The 21,422-nt window shown below is 62.7% G+C and carries 21 protein-coding genes; 11 read left to right on the top strand and 10 right to left on the bottom strand.

Annotated elements, in window-relative coordinates; genetic code table 11:
* Positions 1-29: 29 nt before the first annotated feature.
* Positions 30-290, bottom strand: coding sequence for a hypothetical protein (locus tag GQ651_RS12570; RefSeq protein WP_160764593.1), 261 nt, complete (start codon positions 288-290; stop codon positions 30-32).
* A 976-nt stretch (positions 291-1,266) separates the two neighbouring features.
* On the opposite strand from GQ651_RS12570, the gene GQ651_RS12565 reads away from it, so the two are divergent.
* Together GQ651_RS12565 and GQ651_RS12560 are read left to right on the top strand one after the other, a co-directional pair.
* Entirely contained in the window at positions 1,267-1,404 is a 138-nt protein-coding gene (locus GQ651_RS12565; RefSeq protein ID WP_160764592.1) for a hypothetical protein, read from the top strand.
* Positions 1,405-1,458: 54 nt separating this feature from the next.
* Positions 1,459-1,590 carry an entericidin A/B family lipoprotein gene (locus GQ651_RS12560; protein ID WP_160764591.1) on the top strand — a complete coding sequence of 44 codons (132 nt, stop codon included), beginning with the start codon at positions 1,459-1,461 and terminating at the stop codon, positions 1,588-1,590.
* Positions 1,591-1,907: 317 nt separating this feature from the next.
* Here the strand turns inward: GQ651_RS12560 and GQ651_RS12555 are convergent, their stop codons facing one another.
* Positions 1,908-3,140, bottom strand: coding sequence for a hypothetical protein (locus GQ651_RS12555; protein ID WP_160764590.1), 1,233 nt, complete (start codon positions 3,138-3,140; stop codon positions 1,908-1,910).
* Positions 3,141-3,261: 121 nt separating this feature from the next.
* Entirely contained in the window at positions 3,262-5,061 is a 1,800-nt protein-coding gene (gene lepA / locus GQ651_RS12550) for a translation elongation factor 4 (protein WP_160765154.1), read from the bottom strand.
* 127 nt (positions 5,062-5,188) lie between these two features.
* Between lepA and GQ651_RS12545 the strand changes: the two genes are divergently transcribed.
* Both GQ651_RS12545 and GQ651_RS12540 read left to right on the top strand, forming a co-directional pair.
* A complete protein-coding gene (locus tag GQ651_RS12545) occupies positions 5,189-6,220 on the top strand; it encodes a glycosyltransferase family 2 protein (protein WP_227258162.1) in 1,032 nt (343 codons plus the stop codon).
* Positions 6,217-8,043, top strand: coding sequence for a GtrA family protein (locus GQ651_RS12540; protein ID WP_160764589.1), 1,827 nt, complete (start codon positions 6,217-6,219; stop codon positions 8,041-8,043). Before GQ651_RS12545 ends, GQ651_RS12540 begins: the two co-directional genes overlap by 4 nt.
* Positions 8,044-8,050: 7 nt before the next feature.
* On the opposite strand, the gene argF is transcribed toward GQ651_RS12540, so the two are convergent.
* From argF to GQ651_RS12525, 3 genes are all read right to left on the bottom strand, one after another.
* Positions 8,051-8,977 (bottom strand): ornithine carbamoyltransferase, encoded by a 927-nt coding sequence (gene argF / locus GQ651_RS12535; protein ID WP_160764588.1) that lies wholly within the window; start codon positions 8,975-8,977, stop codon positions 8,051-8,053.
* Between the two features lie 85 nt (positions 8,978-9,062).
* On the bottom strand, positions 9,063-10,235 hold the full coding sequence (locus GQ651_RS12530) for an aspartate aminotransferase family protein (RefSeq protein WP_160764587.1): 1,173 nt from the start codon (positions 10,233-10,235) through the stop codon (positions 9,063-9,065).
* A 203-nt stretch (positions 10,236-10,438) separates the two neighbouring features.
* Positions 10,439-11,230, bottom strand: a complete 792-nt coding sequence (locus tag GQ651_RS12525) for a transferrin-binding protein-like solute binding protein (protein WP_160764586.1) — start codon at positions 11,228-11,230, stop codon at positions 10,439-10,441.
* Between the two features lie 408 nt (positions 11,231-11,638).
* Here GQ651_RS12525 and GQ651_RS12520 point away from each other — a divergent pair, with 408 nt between their 5' ends.
* The 3 genes from GQ651_RS12520 to rimO all read left to right on the top strand — a co-directional run bounded on the left by GQ651_RS12520 (position 11,639) and on the right by rimO (position 15,844).
* Positions 11,639-12,187 carry a GcrA family cell cycle regulator gene (locus GQ651_RS12520; protein ID WP_160764585.1) on the top strand — a complete coding sequence of 183 codons (549 nt, stop codon included), beginning with the start codon at positions 11,639-11,641 and terminating at the stop codon, positions 12,185-12,187.
* 97 nt (positions 12,188-12,284) lie between these two features.
* The gene (locus GQ651_RS12515) at positions 12,285-14,438 is read left to right on the top strand and encodes a putative bifunctional diguanylate cyclase/phosphodiesterase (protein WP_160764584.1); all 2,154 of its coding nucleotides are present in this window, start codon (positions 12,285-12,287) and stop codon (positions 14,436-14,438) included.
* A 41-nt stretch (positions 14,439-14,479) separates the two neighbouring features.
* Positions 14,480-15,844 carry a 30S ribosomal protein S12 methylthiotransferase RimO gene (rimO, locus tag GQ651_RS12510; protein ID WP_160764583.1) on the top strand — a complete coding sequence of 455 codons (1,365 nt, stop codon included), beginning with the start codon at positions 14,480-14,482 and terminating at the stop codon, positions 15,842-15,844.
* Between the two features lie 154 nt (positions 15,845-15,998).
* Here rimO and GQ651_RS12505 read toward each other — a convergent pair whose 3' ends face one another.
* From GQ651_RS12505 to GQ651_RS12490, 4 genes are all read right to left on the bottom strand, one after another.
* Positions 15,999-17,006, bottom strand: coding sequence for a serine hydrolase domain-containing protein (locus GQ651_RS12505; protein WP_160764582.1), 1,008 nt, complete (start codon positions 17,004-17,006; stop codon positions 15,999-16,001).
* 37 nt (positions 17,007-17,043) lie between these two features.
* The gene (locus GQ651_RS12500; protein ID WP_160764581.1) at positions 17,044-17,415 is read right to left on the bottom strand and encodes a diacylglycerol kinase; all 372 of its coding nucleotides are present in this window, start codon (positions 17,413-17,415) and stop codon (positions 17,044-17,046) included.
* A gap of 31 nt (positions 17,416-17,446) precedes the next feature.
* Complete coding sequence (locus tag GQ651_RS12495) at positions 17,447-17,710, bottom strand: DUF6455 family protein (RefSeq protein WP_160764580.1); 264 nt, start codon at positions 17,708-17,710, stop codon at positions 17,447-17,449.
* 73 nt (positions 17,711-17,783) lie between these two features.
* Positions 17,784-18,494 carry a M48 family metalloprotease gene (locus tag GQ651_RS12490; protein ID WP_160764579.1) on the bottom strand — a complete coding sequence of 237 codons (711 nt, stop codon included), beginning with the start codon at positions 18,492-18,494 and terminating at the stop codon, positions 17,784-17,786.
* Positions 18,495-18,605: 111 nt separating this feature from the next.
* Here GQ651_RS12490 and GQ651_RS12485 point away from each other — a divergent pair, with 111 nt between their 5' ends.
* From GQ651_RS12485 to GQ651_RS12470, 4 genes are all read left to right on the top strand, one after another.
* Positions 18,606-18,845 carry a hypothetical protein gene (locus GQ651_RS12485; protein WP_160764578.1) on the top strand — a complete coding sequence of 80 codons (240 nt, stop codon included), beginning with the start codon at positions 18,606-18,608 and terminating at the stop codon, positions 18,843-18,845.
* 124 nt (positions 18,846-18,969) lie between these two features.
* On the top strand, positions 18,970-20,076 hold the full coding sequence (locus tag GQ651_RS12480) for a class II histone deacetylase (protein ID WP_160764577.1): 1,107 nt from the start codon (positions 18,970-18,972) through the stop codon (positions 20,074-20,076).
* Between the two features lie 68 nt (positions 20,077-20,144).
* Positions 20,145-20,723 (top strand): nitroreductase family protein, encoded by a 579-nt coding sequence (locus tag GQ651_RS12475; protein ID WP_160764576.1) that lies wholly within the window; start codon positions 20,145-20,147, stop codon positions 20,721-20,723.
* Positions 20,720-21,415, top strand: coding sequence for an EI24 domain-containing protein (locus tag GQ651_RS12470; protein WP_160765152.1), 696 nt, complete (start codon positions 20,720-20,722; stop codon positions 21,413-21,415). Before GQ651_RS12475 ends, GQ651_RS12470 begins: the two co-directional genes overlap by 4 nt.
* Positions 21,416-21,422 lie beyond the last annotated feature (7 nt).

The following is a 21,422-nucleotide window of genomic DNA, read 5'->3' as shown; positions in this document are numbered from 1 at the left end:
CACGCGATTTGGAGTCCGTCGCGGAACGTCTACTGGTTGAAGACAGACCCCATGTTGCCGCTCACAGCCCCGCCCAGACCCTGAGCACCGCCAGAAATGCGGCCACCAACGCCGGTCGCGGCACCATAGCCGCCGGCGAAACCGCCCGCGATACTGGTGCCCAGAAGCCCGTCGACCAACCCCGCGCTCTTGCCGAGCGTGTAGCCGACGCCAAGGTTGCGACCTGTCTGCTTTTCGAAGAAGTAGAGCGCGAAAATCGCGATCAAAAGAAGTGGAAATACACGTTTCATCATCGCCCCCCAGCAATGTGGACCGAGGATAGCATGTTTTCGGGCCGGACGAAGAGTCCAATGCCTGTCCATTGCGTTTCCGCACAGGTGTTGGGGGATGCGTCAAATGCGCCGCAAGATATTGTTGATGTTTCCGGCCGGTTTCGCTACGAGGAACGCACAGGTGCGTAGACGCGGTACAGCATACTGACGGGAACGGGGCTCGGACGCATAGGCGACCGGCCCCGTTTTTCACTCCGGACAGTCAATCGTGAGGAGGTCTGCTGCGTTTGGACAGGATAAAGGCGCCAGGTGCTCAGACGCGGTCTTTGCATTGCGCCCGCGAGGGGCGCGCCCTGACGCCTTCCTGAACCTGTCCACCCGAGGGCGGTTTGGCCCAGTGGTACCCTGCGTCTCCGCCGGCACCCGACCTTCGGCGCTTCGAAAAGCCCCTCCGGCCTCGCTCCGGCCTCGGCTCCTCCCGTTCCGGTCCAGGTCCGAAAACCCTTCCTTTCCCGGGGCTTGCCGGTTCCGCTTTCCCGCTGTGGCGGAGGTCATGTGATCCCCGGCCCATCGCGCTTCCGCGGCCCTTCGGCCCTTGCGACCCGCCCCTTCGCTTACGCTCCGTTGCGGTAAGGACAAGGTCGCAACTGGCGTCGCTTTTGCCAATGAAAAAGCAGTGCAGCATGAAAAATCGCTGGGGATAAGCTGTTGATATCGGGGGGACATCCCGGTGGACATGTCGGGAAAAGCGCGGTGTTCCAGAGGCTTCCCTGTGGACAGGTCGGTTTTCGGCGCCCAGCCCCCTGTTTCTGCGCCTGCAAAGGCGATTTTCGGCCCTGTCGGGGCAAATCCACTGGGAATCGCCGCGACTCACCCCCGCCTGAACGGTGCAGAGCGGTCGCACTTGCCCGCGAATCGCACGCCCCCGCGCCCCCGCGCTGGCGACAGGCCCGGCGCTGTCCTAACGTCGGCGCGAAAAGACCCGGAGACCCCCATGCTTCACCGCCTTGCCCTTGCCCTCGCCCTTCTCACCCTGACCACGGCCTGCGTCCCCGTTGTGATCGGCGGCGCCGCCGCCATCGGCGCCGACACCATCGCCGAAGACCGTAACGGCGGCGACGGGCTGTTCTAGGGAACCCAAAGGCGGGGGCAGCGCGTTCTCCTCTCAGTCGAGAAGGAGATAGAAATGACACGCATCATGCTGACCCTCGCCGCCCTGACCATGCTAGCCGCCTGCCAGACCGTCGAAGGCGCCGGCGAAGACATCGAAACCGCCGGCGAGGTGATCCAGGAAGAGTCGAACCGCGCGCAGTACTGAGTGCGAAAGGCTCGGCTGAGAGAATGGCCCGGCGGGGAACCGCCGGGCTTTTTCGTGCGCAGCGGTCGCGAACGCGTAGGGCGGGCTTTCAGACCGGCATTTCTCGGGAACGGTGGCGGTCGGTTCCGTTCGGGGGAATGACACGCCTCGGCGGGGTGAGCCGCGCCCTACGGGTTGGTTCTTATGGTTCGCTTTGTTCAATGCGCTGCGCCCGAACCGAGGGGGTGAGGACCGTCTCGGAAAACGTGCAGTGGACGTATTCAGGTCCGAACGGGCGGAGCCCCGGGGGCGAAAAGCGCCCGCCCTGATGGGGCAGTTCAGTCGCCCTTCTTTCCTCCAAGCCTTTCTGCAACGCCAACCAGTGCGGAAACAATTGCACTACCCTTGTATTCAAACTGATCAGCGGACTGGTTTTTCATATGCTCACGAAGGAGGTTCATCTTGAGTTGAGTTTCTTTCTCAAAAACTTCGTCGTCCGTAAGAGAGGTAGTGTTGGCAGAAGCTGCCGACACATCCTTAGCGACGATACTCAGCTTGGCAAACTCTAGTCGTTGACGGTTAATCCTAACTATTTCATAAATGAGCCGACCAACAATATATCCGCAAGCTTCGATCAGCGCAAAGGCAACTAAAACAAATGGTAGTCGCGTAAGAAAAATTGTCCAGACATCAATGGATTCCTCATTGCGCCATAGTTGAGTCAAATCAATAGCGCTCGAAAATAATGAGTTCAGTATTACGAAGAGTACAATTACAAAAGGCATTGATAGCCCGATATACCATCGAATGTTCCTGTTTCCCTCACGAACGAAGCCCGAAATCTCACTTGGGAAAAGCCTTACCTCCCGCGTAAGCGTTTCGAGTTCTCGCCGTATTTCGGCCGTTTCATCTAGAAGCTTGTTTTTGTCCTCACGGGCACGCTTCACGTCGCTACGGGCAGTTTTCACATCCTCTAAAAGGGTTTCGAGGCTGTTCGACGCCGAGCTAACTTTGGTGTTGAGATCATCGAGCTGCGACCTTGACTTGCCGATCTCAGATTCCAACTGAGTTTTTTCAGAAGATAGCGTGTCTCTGGTATCCTTGAGAGCATCATAATTGCTTTGCTTCTCAGCTAGCTCCGCCGCTCTCTGCTCATGCTCTTTGAGTTTCCACTCAAAGGCATGGAACTCGGATAGAGTAAGACCAGTCGCAATGACTTTAGTTATCTTGGGGCTAGACGACCATTTTCGGCCAGGTCGAAACTGAAAACCTGACACGAGCTTGCCAAGCTGAAGCGACACAACACCAGTTTTAACATCGACACTTTCCTCATGAAAAGTACCGTCAACATGAGTAACAATTATCTCGAACTTATCCCAAGAATTATAACCTTCTGAAAAAACCTCAATCTTTGTCAGAAACACAGGCTCATTAAATATATATTTAAACCAAGTATGCTTACCGTCTATTTGGGCAGAAACGTCAGCATTATTGACAAGCTGCGTTGTCTTGCTGCTCTCCTTTGAAAAAAATTCTATATCAAGTGCTCTAGGTTTCAATTCCGCATTCAAGTCTTAACTCCCAAAACCTGTCTGACAAGCTTCAAGGATGCTCGCAGTTGCGCTTGACGTCAACGTACAGGCGCCACACCCAAAGTAAGAATTCCAAGGCAGCAAACGCGCAGTGTGAAAGCTAGCTGTCCATCTTCAACGCATTTATGAAAGCTTCCTGCGGGATCTCGACCTTCCCGAACTGCCTCATTCTCTTTTTGCCCGCCTTCTGCTTCTCCAAGAGCTTCTTCTTCCGGGTCACGTCGCCGCCATAGCACTTGGCGGTCACGTCCTTCCTCAGCGCCGACAGCGTCTCGCGGGCGATGACCTTGCCGCCGATGGCGGCCTGGATCGGGATCTTGAACATGTGGCGCGGGATCAGCTCTTTCAGCTTCTCGCACATGGCGCGGCCGCGCATCTCGGCCCGGTCGCGGTGGACCATCATGGACAGCGCATCGACGGGCTCGTCATTGACCAGCACCTGCATCTTGACCAGCTTGTCCTCGCGGTAGCCCATCAGCTGATAGTCGAAGCTGGCATAGCCCTTCGTCACCGATTTCAGCCGGTCGTAGAAGTCGAAGACCACCTCGTTCAGCGGCAGGTCATAGACCACCATCGCCCGCGCACCGGCATAGGTCAGGTCCTCCTGAATGCCGCGCCGGTCCTGGCAGAGCTTCAGCACGTCGCCCAGATACTCGTCGGGGACAAGGATGGTGGCCTTGATCCGCGGCTCTTCGATATGGGACACGAGCGTCGCGTCGGGCATGTCGGCGGGGTTGTGCAGGTCGAGCTTGGAGCCGTCCTTCATGTAGACGTGATAGATCACCGAAGGCGCGGTGGTGATCAGGTCGATGTCGTATTCCCGCTCGATCCGGTCGCGGATCACTTCGAGGTGCAGAAGGCCCAGGAACCCGCAGCGGAAGCCGAAGCCCAGAGCAGCGGACGTCTCCATCTCGTAGGTGAAGGAGGCGTCGTTGAGGGCCAGCTTCTCGATGGCGTCGCGGAGGTCTTCGAAGTCGTTGGTGTCGACGGGGAAAAGCCCGCAGAAGACCACCGGCTGAGACGGTTTGAAGCCCGGCAGTGGCGTGTCAGTGCCCTTCTTCTCGTGGGTGATCGTGTCGCCCACCTTGGTGTCGCGCACCTGTTTGATGGACGCGGTGAAGACGCCGATCTCGCCGGGGCCAAGCTCCTTGATGTCCTGCATGGCGGGGCGGAGCACGGACAGCTTGTCGATGCCGTAGCGCGCGCCCGTCTGCATCATGCGGATCATGTCGCCCTTGCGGATCACGCCGTCGATCACGCGGATCATGACGACGACGCCGAGGTACGGGTCGTACCAGCTATCGACCAGCATCGCCTTCAAGGGCGCGTCGCGGTCCCCCTTGGGCGCAGGCAGGCGCGTGACGATGGCTTCCAGCACGTCGGGAATGCCCAGTCCGGTCTTGGCCGAGATATGCACAGCCTCCGACGCGTCGATGCCGATCACATCCTCGATCTGTTCCTTGACCCGGTCGACATCGGCGGCGGGCAGGTCGATCTTGTTCAGAACCGGCACGATCTCGTGGTCCGCGTCGATCGCCTGATACACGTTGGCGAGCGTCTGCGCCTCGACGCCCTGCGAGGCATCGACCACCAGAAGCGAGCCCTCGACCGCCTGCATCGAGCGGCTGACCTCGTAGGCGAAGTCGACATGGCCCGGCGTGTCGATCAGATTGAGGATATAGGTTTCGCCATCCTTTGCCGGGTATTCGATCCGGACGGTGTTGGCCTTGATCGTGATGCCGCGCTCACGCTCGATGTCCATCGCGTCAAGCAACTGATCCTTCATGTCGCGTTCGGCCACGGTGCCGGTCAACTGGATCAGCCGGTCGGCGAGCGTCGACTTGCCGTGGTCGATATGGGCCACGATCGAGAAATTGCGGATATGAGCGAGGTCTGTCATGGCCGAGGATATGTAGCGGAATTCGCCCGTTGTCGAGGGGGCGTGATCCTGCCCCGCCTCTGCCATGATGTTGCCCGTTTCGAGAGACAAAAAGCCTGTCAAAGGCGGAATTGTCCCGCCATTCGGAATGATCAGGGGCCAAATGGCAGAGGCTTCGCATATCTCGGACCCCGGCGTACCGGCATCGGACGACCCGCAACTCGCGCTGGAAGTGCTGCCGCTGGTCTCGCTCGTAGTCCCGGTGAAGGACGAGGAGGCCGCCATCGGTCCGTTTCTGGATGGTATCGGTCCGGCGATTGCGACTCTGGAGGACACCTGTCTCTTCGAGTTCGTCTTCGTGAATGACGGTTCGACCGATGCCACCGAATTCATCCTTCGGACGGCCATGCTGGACGACCCGCGCATTCGCATCGTCAACCTGTCGCGCAATTTCGGCAAGGACGCGGCGCTCGCCGCCGGTCTGGCCGAGGCGAAGGGCGCCTGCGCCATTCCTATCGACGTCGACCTGCAGGACGACCCCGCCGTCATCCCCGAGATGATCCACCTTTGGCAGCAAGGCGCGCGGATCGTGAATGCCCGCCGCTCCGACCGGTCGTCGGACGGTCTGATCAAGCGCTGGACCGCACGGCAGTTCTACCGCGTCTTCAACATGCTGGCAGAGCGGCCCATTCCTGCGGATGTGGGCGATTTCCGCCTGCTCGACCGTCAGGTTCTGGCTGTGCTCGACGCCATGGGCGAAAGGGCACGCTTCAACAAGGCGCTGTTCGGCTGGGTCGGCTTCGAAACGGCAGAGGTCGAGTACACCCGAGCGGGCCGCGCCGCTGGCCGGTCGCAATGGAGCATGTGGCGGCTCTGGAACTTTGCGCTCGACGGCATCTTCGCGTCGTCAACGAGGCCGCTCCGCATCTGGAGCTATGTGGGCTTCCTGACCGCTCTCGCGGGCTTCCTCTACGCTGCCTTCATCCTGTTCGACACGATTCTGACCGGGCGTGACACGCCGGGCTACGCATCGACCGCGATATTCATTCTCGTCTTCGGCGGGCTGAACCTTTTTGCGATCGGGATCGTGGGCGAATACGTGGGCCGCATCTATGGCGAGGTGCGCGCGCGGCCGCTTTACATCGTCCGCTCGGTCGTGGGCGGCGAGGACAAGACGTGACAGCCAGAGCCGAGCGCCTGCGCGAAGTGTCGACCTTCGCGATGGTCGGCGTCGCGGCCACGCTCACCCACCTGCTTGCTGCCTGGGTTGCGCATCGCCTCGGTCTCGCACCGCAGGGCGCGAACATGGCCGGCTGGCTGACCGCCGTTCTTGTCAGCTTCGTCGGTCAGGCGCGACTGACCTTCCGCGTGGACGGGGCGCTCGGCCCCTATCTGCCGCGTTTTCTGACGATGTCCGGACTGGCCTTTGTCATCTCGTCCCTTGTCGTTGCAGGCGCCGACCGTGCGGATCTCCCTTTCTGGCAAGCTCTCATGCTGGTGGGCCTGACGGTCCCGCCTGCAAGCTACCTGGCGCAGCGGCACCTCGTCTTCTCTCGCTCCGGCGAGACAAGCGTCGACCCGGGCCAGATCATCGCTTTTGTCACCGGAATCGCGATCTTCGCTTGGTTCAGGGACGCCTATGTCAATCACGACGTCGCCTGGTACCTCGTGGCAGGACGTCAGTGGATCGAGGGCGCACGGCTTTACACGGACCTGTCCGAGGTGAACCCGCCCCTGGCCTTCTACCTGATGCGTGCCGCGCTCCATTTCGGTGACCTGTTCGATCTTGCCCCGGCCGCCTCACTCGCAGCCTTCATGGCCACGCTGACGACCCTGTCGCTGGCATGGGTGACGGCGCTGACACCCCGCGACCTCCCCCGGCGATGGTTGTTCCTGACGGCGGTCGCAGCAGCCACCACCCTGCCCTTCCTCGCGCATTTCGGTCAGCGCGAGCACATTATGCTGATTCTGATCCTGCCATGGGTGGCGGCGGCACTGTTCCTCCACGCTCCGTTCTCGGGACAGGGCGCGGTGCTGCGCGGACTGGTCGCGGGCGTGGGCATCTGTCTGAAACCCCATTTCCTGGTCTACCCGGCGCTGCTCGCCCTTTTTGAGGCAATCCGCGAACGCAGCCTCCGCCCTATCTTCGCACCCGGCAACCTTGCCATGGGCGCGGTGGGTCTAGCCTATGTCGCAGGTGTGACGCTGTTCCACCGGGAGTATTTCACGATCATCGTGCCGGATGCCCGGCTGGTCTACGGCGCTTACACACTGCCCTTCGACCTGTTCCTGCGCAATCTCTGGCCCTTGCCTGTCACGCTGGCGGTGGTGGGCCTCGCACTCGGTTCCGGCACGGAGCCTGGCCCGCGCCGGGCGCTTCTGCTGTTTCTCGCAGCGCTCGCCGCCTATGCGCTTCAGGGCAACGGTTTCAGCTACCACGCCGCACCGGCGCATGCTCTGGCGGTCATTGCCCTTGCGCTGATGGCCGCCCAGGCCACACAGGTCGCGCGGGCCATCGCGGCGCTCGGCGTCATCGCTCTGTTCCTGAACGCCTTCCTGTCGGTCGGCGCCTATCGAAACCCGCTGTCGACCCCGCTCGAAACACAGCTTGCAGCACAGGGCATCGCGCCCGAGCGCCTGCTGGTCTGGTCGCCGTCGCTGCTGCCCGCCTTCCCCTTGGCGCTGGAGACAGGTGCGGACTGGACCGGCCACGCCGCCTCCCTATGGCTCCTGCCCGGCACGCTGGACATGGTCGAGAACGGCGCGACGGAAGACGACCCACGGCATGCCGTCCTTCGACGGAGCCGCGAGCAGATGGCGCGCGACCTCGCCCGCTGCCCCGATGTGCTGATCGTCGACCGGGTCCTGCCTTTCCGCGAGGCTCCGCTAGACATCCTCGCCTATGCCGGCAGCGCGACCGCCGAGGCGGTCAGACGTAATTACGATATCGTCGGGCAGGACGCGCGCTTCGACATCCTGACCCGAAGCACGCCCTGCCCCTGACCCGGCCTCATACGCCGAGGCACCAGCGCATGATCGCCTTCTGGGCGTGAAGCCGGTTCTCGGCCTCGTCGAAGATCACCGAATGCGGGCCGTCCATGACGGCGCTGGTCGCCTCTTCTTCGCGGTGGGCGGGCAGGCAGTGCATGAAGAGCGCATCCGGTTTGGCATGGCGCATCAGTTCCTCGTTCACCTGATACGGGCGAAGCTGGTTGTGGCGCCGCTCTTTCGTGGTCTGGCTGTCATGCATCGAGACCCATGTATCGGTGACCACGAGGTCGGCATCCGTCACCGCCGCAATCGGGTCGCGCACGATCTCGACTTTCGAGCCCTTCGACCGGGCGAGGTCCATGAACTCGGTCTCCGGGTCGAGGGTCGGCGGCCCCGAATAGGTCAGGTCGAAACCGAATTGTCCGGCGGCATGGGCAAAACTGGCGAAGACGTTGTTGCCGTCGCCGCACCAGGTCACCTTCTTGCCGGCGATGGACCCGCGATGCTCCTCGTAGGTCAGGATATCGGCCATGATCTGGCAGGGGTGGGTGCGGTTGGTAAGCCCGTTAATGACCGGCACTGTGGCATGATCGGCCAGTTCGAGAAGCGCATCCTCTTCGAACGTCCGGATCATGATCAGGTCCACATAGCGCGACAGAACCCGCGCCGTGTCGGCGATGGTCTCGCCATGACCGAGCTGCATCTCGCTGCCCGACAGGACCAGAACCTCGCCGCCCATCTGCCGCACGCCCACGTCAAAGGACACGCGGGTCCGGGTCGAGGGTTTCTCGAAGATGAGCGCCACCATCCGCCCGTCGAGCGGCAAATCGTCGTCCTTCGCCCCCTTGGGTCGCCCGGCGCGGGCCGTCTTGATCGCCTTCGCCTGCTCGATCATGGACCGGAGCGCGTCGGGGTCGGTTTTGTGAATATCTAGAAAATGGGACATATCGGATATCTCTTTTTCGGTCGGGGCTTGGGGGCTCTGCCCCCGGCCTTTGGCCTCCCCCGGGATAATTAGGAACATTCGAAGATCACGCAGGCGCGAGCGCGGCTGCCGCGCGGTCGAGACGGTTCACAGCCTCGGCGATCTCGTCATCGGTGATGGTGAGGGGCGGCAGCAGGCGCACGACGTTGTCGCCCGCAGGAACCGTCAGCACGTGCTGCGCATAGCCCGCCGAGACCACATCTGTGTTCGTGACCTTGCACTTCAGGCCAAGCATCAGGCCCGAACCGCGCACCGCTTCGAAGACCTCCGGATGACCGGCCACCAGCCCTTCGAGCTTCTGGCGAAGCGCGCCGGCCTTGCGATTAACCTCATCAAGGAAGGCGGGCTCGGCCACCGTCTCCATGACCGCGTTGCCCACCGCCATGGCGAGCGGGTTGCCGCCATAGGTCGAGCCATGCGTGCCCGCCGTCATGCCGCACGCGGCCTCTTCGGTGGCCAGAACGGCACCGAGCGGGAAGCCCCCGCCGATGCCCTTGGCCACCATCATGATATCCGGCGCGATCCCGGACCATTCGTGGGCAAAGAGCCGGCCGGTCCGGCCCATGCCGCATTGCACCTCGTCGAAGATCAGCAGCGCGCCGGTCTCATCGCAGAGATCGCGCAAGCCTTTGAGGCACTGGTCCGGCACCGGCACGATCCCACCCTCGCCCTGCACTGGCTCGAGGATCACGGCGGCAATCCGGTCGGTCAGCGCGGCATGCAGCGCATCGTGGTCGCCGAAGGGCAGATGCGTGAAGCCCGGCAGAAGCGGGCCGAAGCCCTTGGTCATCTTCTCGGATCCCGCCGCCGCGATCCCGGCCGCGGACCGGCCGTGGAACGAGCCGGTGAACGCGATGATCTCGGTTCTGGGATCGTCCGTCTCGGACCAGTATTTCCGCGCCATCTTGACGGCAAGCTCGCAGGCTTCGGTTCCGGAATTGGTGAAGAATACCGTGTCGGCGAAGGTCGCCTCGGTCAGGCGGTCGGCCAGCTCCTGCTGGCCCGGGATGTTGTAGAGGTTCGAGGTGTGCCAGAGCAGACCAGCCTGCTCGGTCAGGGCTGCCACCAGCTTGGGATGGGCGTGGCCGAGCGCATTGACCGCGATGCCGGCGCCGAGATCCAGATATCGGGTGCCGTCCTCTTCGATCAGCCAGGCGCCTTCGCCTTTGACGAAGGTCATGGGAGCACGGTTGTAGGTCGGCAGGATCGACGGGATCATCGCTTGGGTCCTTGAATACGGAAGTGACAGAGGTGCCGCGCGTGCGGCAGCGAGTCAACGGATTTCAGGGGTGATGCGCGACAGGCGCGCGCGGACGGAAACGCTGAGGATCAGCGTCGGCGTCGGAGGATATGGCGCGTGTTGAACGACATGAAGCGCCGGTTACCCGACGCCCCGTGGTGGAGTCCAGAGGAATTTGGAGGCTAGTCCCGAGTAGTTTCGAACGTGCCATAGGCATAACCGGTCCCGCCTGGGCCCGTGATCGAGGCCACAACGCCGCCGCCGATATCATCGGCATTCCAGCCGAAGACATTTCCTTCGAAGCTGTGGAACGCGCTGGATTCCGCACCGTTGAGCGTGAAACTTCCAGCGACACCATTGCCGGAAACGCTGCCCGAAATCGTGCCCGTCGCGCCACCGTCCACCTGCAGGGTCTTACCGGAAGTGATGTAGTAGATATCTCCCGCTGTCGTGCCCGAAATGGTTCTGCTGTCAAAGTCTACCAGCATGCTCATGGTGCCATCAGTCGCAGCGCCCGCGGGTATCGTGTAGCTGGTGACATAGCCGATTGTTTCGAAATCCCCCGAATAGGATACAGGGCCGGAACCGGTGGGAAGCCGGTCGAGCGGCGTTTCCAATCCGAAAACGCCCTGCCCGTTCACGGTCGACATGATGTTACGGTTGTCCGAATAGGCTATGGTTCCTGTATCATCGAAGGTGAAAAGCGTTACGTACCGCCCGTCAAAGAACTCACCCCAGCTTCCCGAAGTCTCTCCCGGAGTGCCATCTGCAGGCAGGTTGACCGTCCCCAGTCCTTCGATCTGAAGCGTCAAAACCGTCATATCCTCACTCAACGACATGCGGACGTCGCGAAGCACCGGGGCGCCGCCGAGGAATGTCGCAACCGCCATATTGCCGGTCGCGCCCTTGGTGTTGCTCGCCGTGAAGTCGGGGTTGCCGCGCATGGCCTGAAAGACCGCAAAAGGGTCATTCAAAAGAGAACCGGTGGGTTCTGTGCGGTAGACTTCGCCAAGCGACGCGAATGCTGTGGCGCTGCCGAGTCCGCCACCTCCCCCACCTCCCCCGCAGGCAGACAGACCGGTTACAGCCAAAGCAATGAATACGCACACTTTCTTCTGCATCGGAAACCTCATAAATCAAATGCTCTTCGATGTTCGTTAAGGAAAATTCCGGCATTTTTTTGGCGCGGGATGGTTTCCGCACGGCCAACGAACCGGGCGATGCCGCGATTGTTGCCGGATTGCATCCAATCGCCCGCCCCAAATGACGGCGCCCCGGAAAGAACCCCGAAAACAAGCCGAAATGCCCGTGGGATCGCCTTGTCCCTGCCGGAGGGCATGACTAGTATAGGGCCTTCAGTGAAAAACGCCTTGGAGACGGGTATGTCTTGGACGGACGAGCGGGTAGACCTTCTTAAGAAGATGTGGAGCGAGGGCCAGTCGGCCAGCCAGATCGCCAAGGAGCTTGGCGGTGTGACCCGCAATGCCGTCATCGGCAAGGTCCATCGTCTGGGTCTTTCGAACCGCGCCGGTGCAGCGCCTGCGCCTGCGCCCGAGAAGAAATCGGCACGTGCAGCACCCGCCGAACCGGCCCCCTCCAAGCCCGCCGCGAAGCCCGAAGAGAAGGTCGTCGAAGTGACGGTTCAGCCACGCAAGCCCATCGTGCCGGCCGGCCAGCCGCTGCCGCCGCAACCCTCGGCAAACGAGATCAGCCCCGAAGCGCTGGCCACCGTCCGAGAGGTCGAGAAATCGGCGAAACGCATCAGCCTGATGGAACTGACCGAGCGGACCTGCAAATGGCCGATCGGCGACCCGGCGACGGATGATTTCTGGTTCTGCGGCCTCGCCGTTCAGCAGGGCAAGCCCTACTGTGAGGCGCATGTCGGCGTGGCCTTCCAGCCAATGTCGAACCGCCGCGACCGGAGGCGCTGACCGCGTAAGGGCACGTTAACCCTGCCAACGGTTTGAAATCGAAAATTCGAAGGTTTTCGGCTATCCCACGCTCGGGGGCGGACAAGTGGTCTGCTGAATGCGGGTAGTGAGTGCCGATTTCAAGGACATGATGCCGTGGCGGCTTATGCTTGCCTCGGGCATCGGTGTTTTTCTCCTGATCAAGACATTCCTGGCTGCGCCGATGATGCAGTCCATGCTGATCAGCAGCTTCGATACGAATGGCGAGCGGTGGAGCCGTTACTTTGCCGCTCAGATGGACGGCTTCGAGATGTGCCTCGCGGATACACCGCCCGGTGCTCAGTTCGAGGGTCTCTCCGACCGGCATTCGACTTTCGCGATGACCTTGCAGGCCGCTCTCGCAGCCGGCAGCATCAAGCAGATCGACGTTCTCAAAAAAGACTGCGACTGCAAGATCACGCTCCTGTCGCCCGATCCCGCCGCGACCCTTTCGGCGGACGTCGAACGCGAAAACCTGGAGCTGTTGCTTCAGGCCTTCCACAGGCTTCTCGCGCATCAAATTCACGGCGATCTGGTGCTGGGCGACCCCGACAGGGCCGTCAGCCTTCCCACACCTTCAGTTGATGGCGAAGGACTGGAGCACGAGGTCTTTCAGATGCTGGGTGCAGCCGGAAACAAGACCTGGCTTGGCAGTACGACGACAACCACGACGAACATCGCGGATGAAGATCACGGTGCGCATGGCATTCTTGAACAGGGTGTCGTCGACCATGGTGTAATGATCCGCCTCATCACGGATGTGACTTCGGCCGCCTCGAACCTCGCCGTTCTCTTCTGGTCGCTCGCGGTCGGCGCCTCCTGCCTGACCGCGGTTCTCGTCTATGTGGCGACGCGGCTCCTGCATCGCAGTCATCGCCACGGGGAGATGTCCGAACGACAGGCCCGCTATCTGGCCGAACACGATAGCCTGACCGGGCTGTTGAACCGCCGCGGCTTCCACAGCCGGGCCGAAGCCATGATCGCCAAGGCGCATCGCGAGGGAAAGCGGCTGTGCCTGGCTCAGATAGATCTGGATAAGTTCAAGGACATCAACGATCTGCATGGTCACGCCGCCGGCGACGAAATGCTCTTGTCCGTGACCGGAATGATCCGGCGGGTGTTTCCCGAGAATGCGCTGGCGGCGCGTCTGGGCGGCGACGAATTCGCGGTTCTGATCATGGAAGGTCAGGTGGCGAACGGATGTGAGAACTTCCTCGAAGGCGTGGATACCTCGGTGGTTGCCACCATGGACCTTGATGGGGCCCACCACACGCTGATGGCGACGACCTCCATCGGCTATGCTTTCTACCCACGCGACGGAAAAACGCTTTTCGAACTGATGAAGGCCTCGGATCTTGCGCTTTACAACGTGAAGCGCGAGGGACGGAACGCGACGGGCCGCTATCATCCCAACCTCGGGCGCGCCTTCGAACGCCGCATCTGGGAAATCGACGGCATCCTGATGGCCGCGCAGACCAGCCAAATCGTCCCCTATTATCAGCCTCTGGTAAATGCCCGGACGCTGGAAATCGAAGGTTTCGAATCTCTCGTCCGATGGAAGCACCCAAAGCTGGGCCTTCTCACGCCGGAACGGTTCTCCAATGCTCTCAGGGATTCGGCAGCCTGCCGCGCGGTCACACGCGCCATGCTTCAGATCATCACCGATGACCTCGCCCGTTGGCACGAAAAGGGCCACAAGTTCAGCGTTGGCCTCAACATCGCGGAAGCCGATCTCAAGAACCCCGACTTCGTGGATGACGTCGTTTCAACACTGGACAAAAAGGGGCTGCCCCATCGCAGCCTTGCCATCGAAGTCACCGAACAGGCCGCGAACCGCTTCAATCTCGACGTTCTGGCCGAGCAACTCACCCGTTTCCGCGAGCATGGCATGTTCGTTGCACTGGACGATTTCGGAACGGATGGCTCGTCCCTCACCATCCTCAAGAACCTGCCCTGCACCGCCATGAAGATCGACAAGTCTTTCGTCTCGGGCATGACGACCGATATGGACGACCTATCGATCGTCCGCTCGCTGATCGACCTCGGTCACGACCTCGGCCTCAAGATCGTGGCCGAAGGAGTCGAATCCGAACATCAGCGCAAGGTCCTCGTAAATGCCGGGGCCGATCTGCTTCAGGGCTATCTCTTCGGAAAACCGGTCGAGGCCGCAGTCATCGACCAGATGCTGACGAACTGGCCCGTGGCCCGCGTGGTCACCACCCGCGCCGCCTGACCCCTTCCCCCGACGCGGACAAGGAGCTATGTGGCGCGGTTATGAGCCAGAACCCGCCCGACCTGCGCCCCGACCTTGCCCGCGCCCGCGTGACCGAGACGCCGCGCGATGGCCAGCCGACCATCGGCATGGTCTCACTTGGCTGTCCCAAGGCGCTTGTCGACAGCGAGCGCATCCTGACACGGCTCCGCGCCGAGGGCTATGCGATCAGCCCCGACTACGGCGGGGCCGATGCAGTGATCGTGAACACCTGCGGTTTCCTCGACAGCGCCAAGGCAGAAAGCCTCGACGCCATCGGCGAGGCGCTGAATGAGAACGGGCGCGTGATCGTCACCGGCTGCCTTGGCGCAGAGCCCGAGTATATCACCGGCGCGCATCCCAAGGTACTGGCCGTGACAGGGCCGCATCAATACGAACAGGTGCTCGACGCGGTTCACGCCGCCGTCCCGCCCGCGCCCGATCCGTTCATCGACCTGATGCCGACAGCCGGTGTGAAACTCACTCCGCGCCACTACAGCTATCTCAAGATCTCCGAAGGCTGTAATCATACCTGCAAGTTCTGCATCATCCCCGACATGCGCGGGAAACTGGCTTCGCGCCCGCACCGCGCTGTCATGCGAGAGGCGGAAAAACTGGTCGAAAGCGGTGTGCGCGAGCTTCTGGTCATCAGTCAGGACACCTCGGCATATGGCACCGACTGGAAGGATCGCGAGGACAAGTTCCCGATCCTGCCGCTCGCCCGCGACCTCGGCAGCCTCGGCGCCTGGGTACGGCTCCATTACGTCTATCCCTACCCCCATGTGCGCGAGCTTGTCCCGATGATGGCAGAGGGGCTGATCGCACCCTATCTCGACATTCCGTTCCAGCACGCCCATCCCGACACGCTCCGCCGCATGGCGCGGCCTGCCGCCGCCGCCCGCACGCTGGACGAGATCGCCGCATGGCGCCGCGATTGCCCCGACATCACCCTCCGCTCGACCTTCATCGTGGGCTATCCGGGCGAGACCGAGGAGGAGTTCCAGACCCTTCTCGACTGGCTGGACGAGGCGCAGCTCGACCGGGTCGGGTGCTTTCAGTATGAGAATGTTGAAGGCGCCCGTTCGAACGCGCTGCCAGACCATGTCCCGCCCGAGGTCAAACAGGACCGCTGGGACCGCTTCATGGCCAGGGCTCAGGCCATTTCCGAGGCCAGGCTCGCCGCCAAGGTCGGCAGGCGCCTGCCCGTCATCGTGGACGAGGTCGATGAAGACGCCGCCACCTGCCGCACTATGGCAGACGCCCCAGAAATCGACGGGAATCTCTTCATCGACGAAGGCTTCGAAGGGCTTGCGCCGGGCGACGTTCTGACTGTCGAGGTGGACGAGGCCAGCGAATACGACCTCTGGGGGCGTCCCGTCGGCTCCTGAGCCGCTTGTCCCCACCGCTCGGCAGCGCAAGCAGCATACATCGGTTAACCCTAACGTCCATTAAGGTGAATGCGCGCCCGCCCCCAACCGCCACAGCCATTTCTTCTTGGCGAAAATACTCCGGGTGAGCCGCGAAGCGGCGGGGGCAGAGCCCTCAGGACAGCGCTCCGAACACGTCGCGCTCGATCAGATCCTGCAGCTCGCCGAAATAGCCGTTCGATCGCGCGGGCTGCGTCGGGTCCGACGTGATGACCACCGTCACACCCAACTGGGGCGAGACCGCAATAACCTGTCCGCCGAAGCCACGCGCAAGCGCATAGGATGCGCCGCCTGCCCGGCCCAGAAACCACCCGTATCCATAGGCGAGCCCGGACCAGGGCGACCGCGTCCTCGGAACGAAAGACTGTTCGATCCACTCTTCGGACAGCACTCTTTCGCCCTGCCAGATACCACCTTGCCGGATCATCTCGCCGAACCGCCCCATGCCTTCGACGGACAGCGCCATTTCGTTGCCGCCAAGGTAATATCCCTGCGGATCGCGTGTCCATGCGGGCACCTCGATCCCCAACGGATCGCCCAGCCAGTCCCGCGCGAGCGACAACAGGCTCCGTCCCGACGCCTCGGCCAGGATGGCACCCAGAACATGGGTCGAGCCCGTGGAATAAAGCATCCTGCCGCCCGGGTCCGCGACAAAGGGACGGGACAGCGCATCCGCCACCCAGTTGCCGCTCGACACCCAGGCCCCGTAATTCGCGCCCGATGTCCGCTCCAGACCTGCGCGCAGAGTTACGAGGTCTTCCACCGTAATCCCGGCCACGCGCGGGTCAGCGCCCCTCGGCAAAAGCGCAGGCGCCGCCTCGCCGATCGTGGTCGCGGATGACGGCAGGACCCCTCGATCAATGGCCGCGCCCGTCAGGCTGGCGACGATGGTTTTCGACACGGACTTTATGTTGACCGGTCGGTCAAGCGCCGGTCCCGACATACGCTCCGCAGCCAGCCGCTCGCCCTCCTTCAGCACCAGAAAGCCGCGCACACGGCCAAAGCCGCGCGCCTTCTCAAGAGCCGGAGCCAGCCGGTCGGTCGCAGCAATCGCAGGCGCCGCAAGACAGGCGCCAAGACCCGCCAACGCCTGCCGTCTCGTCATGAGGAAATCACAGGTCATCTCTGTGATATGGACCGCGCGGCACGCGCGAAAAGCCCTATGCGGTGACCAGCCGCACCAGTATGGCCACCCAGGCGACGCCGGCCGCGATAGCGGTCAGGAAGACACCCGCGCTTCCCGCGTCCTTCGCTCGCCCTGCCAGCGGGTGCCGCTCGGTCGAGATATAATCGACGGTGTATTCGATAGCCGTATTCATGGCTTCTGCGGCCAGTACCAGAACCCCGAGCGCCAGGATCAGCGCGCGCTCGCCCCCTTCGAGCGGCAACCAGATCGCCAGTCCGCCCGAGACAAGGTTGGCCCAGACCCAAGACCGGAACGAATGCTGGTGAACCCAGGCATCGCGGACGCCCGCAGCGCTCCAGATTATCCGCCACCGAAGGCGCTCGAAAAAGGCACGTATCGCGTTCATGCTCTCTAGATGACGCCCGGCGACGATCCGGTCAATCTGCGGCGCCCATCACCCTGGCAACTGAGCGGACCAAGTCGGCATTCCTGCAATAGTCGGGCAGCCCCGTCTCGCCTCTATCGAGCCGCGCCTCGCACCCCTCCGGGTCAGTGCACCCGGTGCAGGCCAGCACCGCCGCACGCACCTCGCCGGGCGAAATGGCGCCGCTTTGCAACGCAAGATCGAGGTCCGCACCGTTCCGGTCGGCCATGCGATCCAAAAGCCGCTCGTGGCGCTCCAGTCTGGTCAGAATGCTCATATCTTTCCTCCTCTGTCGGAGGGTGGTCTAGCACTCTGCCGGCCTGCGTACGCTGATCTGGGTCAAAACCGGCTCAGTTCGCCGCGACGGTCCGGCGAACGACCGTGATCCGGTCGGCATTGGGCGGATGTGTTCCGAGGAAGCGGTCGCCAGGATCAGGAGCGCGCTGGAAATACAGCACGCCCCGCACCGGATCGTATCCCGCGCGGAGAGCGATCCGCGCCCCGAGCGAATCCGCCTCCAGTTCGAATCCCTTGGAGTAACGCCGCGCACCGATGGTTCCGCCAATATTCTGGGCGGTTTCCACCCCTGCCGTGTCCAGCCCCACGATCGAGCCGAGAACGGTCCCGATCAGGGCGCCGGTCGTGCCCGAGGCCTGCGTCTGCGCGATATGTCCTTCGATGTGATGCGCGGCCTCGTGGCTCAGCGCAAAGGCAAGCTCGTCACGGTTCTGCATCTCGCGGACCAATGCCGGCGTGAAGGCGATGATCGGCTGACCGCTGCGATCATAGGTCTGGTAGGCATTTGGCGGCTGGTTCGGGCGGTCGTCCAGCACGATCCGGAAATCGCAATTGGCGCGCGGCTGCATCTGACGGCAGGCGGCCTCTGCCACCGGCTCGACCCGCCCCACCACGGCGCGGAAATCGGCAAGGCTCTGCGGCGACCCTGTCCGGGCGACCGGTTCCGGCGCCAGCGGGCCGGTTCCAGAGGGAACATTGGGCTCGACAGGCGCGCAGGCGGCCAGTGTGAGAACCCCGAGAACGAAAGCGCCGGTACGGATCATGCGGCATCTCCTTTAACCATTACCTAGAACAGTCTTCCCTCAAAGCCATGTCGGCGCCAAGGCGTTTTCCACCGCTTGCGAAACACCGCCGATCAGGTCACGCTCGGACCCATGTTTACCATCGAACACGATTTCGACGCCACGGTCGTCACCCTTGTGGACGAACCGTCGAGCCACCGGCAGGAAGACGTCACCATCACCGCCTTCGAGGATTGCGTGACGATCGAACAGCTCGATCCCCGCACGGACCGAATAGACAAGATCACGCTGTCCCTTTCGCAACTTGCGGACCTGACCGCTGCGCTGAACCTGCCCGAAGGTGTCTACCGCAGGACCACGGACAAGACATGACAGCGTTCTTCTTGGCGAAAATACTCCGGGGGAGTCGCGCGCCCGCGCGACGGGGGCAGAGCCCCCGCCCAGCGCGACGCGCGTCAGCGCGGCGCAATACCTGCTTCGGAACCAGGACAGATCGATGACCACCGGCTTTTTCTGGGACGAACGCTGTTTCTGGCATTCGGGCGGCAATTATGCGCTGACGACGCCGGTGGGCGGTCTCGTCCAGCCGATGGCCGCGGGTGGGCTGCCCGAAAGCCCGGAGACCAAGCGGCGGCTCAAAAATCTTCTCGAGGTGACAGGCCTGTGGGAGGTACTGGATACACGCTCTGCCGCACCGGCCTGCCCGGAAGACCTGCTCCGCGTGCATCCGCAGACCTTTCTGGAGCGGTTCAAGGCCGTCTCAGACGCAGGCGGCGGCGAACTTGGGCTCCGCACGCCCTTCGGTCCGGGCGGATATGAGATCGCGACACTCTCGGCGGGGCTTGCGCGTGCAGCCCTCTTCTCGGTTCTCGACGGGCAAAACCTGAACGCCTACGCGCTCTCCCGCCCGCCCGGGCACCACTGCCTTCCCGACTGGCAGAACGGCTTCTGCCTTCTTGCCAATATCGCCATCTCCGTCGAAGCCGCCCTGGCCGCGGGCAAGGCGGACCGCGTCGCTGTGCTGGACTGGGACGTCCACCACGGGAACGGGACCGAGGCCATTTTCTATGATCGGGCCGAGGTGCTCACGGTTTCGATCCATCAGGAGCGCAACTACCCGCTCGACACCGGCGATTTCTCCCAGAGGGGTGACGGTCCGGGAAAAGGCGCGAACCTCAACATTCCGCTTCCGCCCGGCACCGGCCACAAGGGCTGGTGCGCCGCGGTCGAGCGGCTGGCCCTGCCCGCCATTCGTGCTTTCGAGCCGGATGTGATCGTCGTGGCCTGCGGCTTCGACGCTTCTGCTTTCGACCCTCTGTCGCGAATGATGGCCAGTGCCGAAACCTTCCGCCGGATGACCCGTTCCACCAAGGCCCTGGCCGAGGATATCTGCGGCGGGCGGCTGGTCCTCGTCCACGAGGGCGGCTACTCCGAGGTCCACGTCCCCTTCTGCGGCCATGCCGTCCTGGAAGAACTTTCGGAAAGCGTCATCCGCGCGCCCGACCCTTTCGCGGACACACTGACCAAACGGCAACCCGGCCCGCGTTTCGACGCTTTCGTGGACGGGCTGGTCGGCGAGATGGCCGAGGCGCTCGGTCTCTGACCGAAACACTCGGTGGGGCTGGAATTTCCGGACGCACCGTCATACCTCCCCCTGAAAGGGAGACACCGATGACCCGACATGACCCCGCCACGGTCGCCTTTCTGAAGTCGCGCCGCTCGCGGCCGGCCAAAACGCTGACCGCACCGGTCCCGGATCGCGCGGCGTTGAGCGATCTTCTGACCATCGCCGCCCGCTCGCCCGATCATGGCAAGCTCGAGCCGTGGCGCTTTCTTGTCCTAGAGAAGCCCGCGCTGACCCGCCTGTCGGGAACCGTTGGCCCCCGTGGCGCAGAACTCGGCATTGCGCCCGAGAAGATCGAGAAGCTGGTGGCGCAGTTCGCCAATGCCGATCTGGCCGTCACTGTGGTGGCCAGTCCGAAACCCTCGGATAAGATCCCCGAGATCGAACAGACGCTGTCGGCGGGTGCGGTTGCGATGCAGCTTCTGAATGCTGCCCTCGCCTCCGGCTGGGGCGCCAACTGGCTTTCGGGCTGGATCAGCCACGACCGCGACTGGCGCGAAAAAGAGCTGGGCCTGATGCCGCACGAGTGGATCGCCGGCTTCATCCATATCGGCACCGAAACATCGGCCCCACCCGAAAGGCCCCGCCCCGACATGGACAGCATCGTCGAGTGGATCGAAGCGTGATTCTGAACTCGATACTTGCCGCCCTCTCGCAGATGTCGGACCCGCGTTTCCGCTCGGTCCTGATGCGTGGGGTCGGACTGACGCTGGCGCTTCTGATCGGCGCTTACGTGCTGGTATTCTGGCTGATCCAGTTCCTCCTGCCGGACAGCTTCACCCTGCCCTTCATCGGTGAGGTCAGCTTCGTGGATGAGCTACTGTCCTGGGGCTCTGTGGTGCTGATGATGTTGCTTTCGGTCTTCCTGATGGTACCCGTCGCCTCGGCCTTCACTGGTCTCTTTCTGGATGACGTGGCCGACGCGGTCGAGGCCCGGCATTATCCCGCGCTAGGCCCCGCGCCCCGCGTGGGTTTGGCCGAAGGCATCAGGGAATCGCTCGGGTTTCTAGGCGTCCTGATCGCCGCCAACCTTGTGGCCTTGGTGGCCTACCTCGTGCTGGCGCCCTTCGCGCCCGTGATTTTCTATGCTCTGAACGGCTTTCTTTTGGGCCGGGAATACTTCGCCATGATCGCAGTCCGCCGCCTTGGCAGGTCAGAGGCGAAGGCCGCCTTTCGCCGCCATATCGGAACGATCTGGATCGCGGGTGCGCTCATGGCGGTGCCACTGACCGTGCCCATCGTGAACCTGATGGTACCGATCATCGGTGTTGCGGCCTTCACGCATCTCTACCACCGACTGCACGCCACGACGCGCTAGCGACGGC

The sequence above is a fragment of the Kangsaoukella pontilimi genome (genome assembly GCF_009830125.1).
Lineage (GTDB): Bacteria > Pseudomonadota > Alphaproteobacteria > Rhodobacterales > Rhodobacteraceae > Kangsaoukella > Kangsaoukella pontilimi.
Note: the sequence above shows the minus strand (reverse complement) of the source record. Positions and strands in the feature narration are given on the sequence as shown.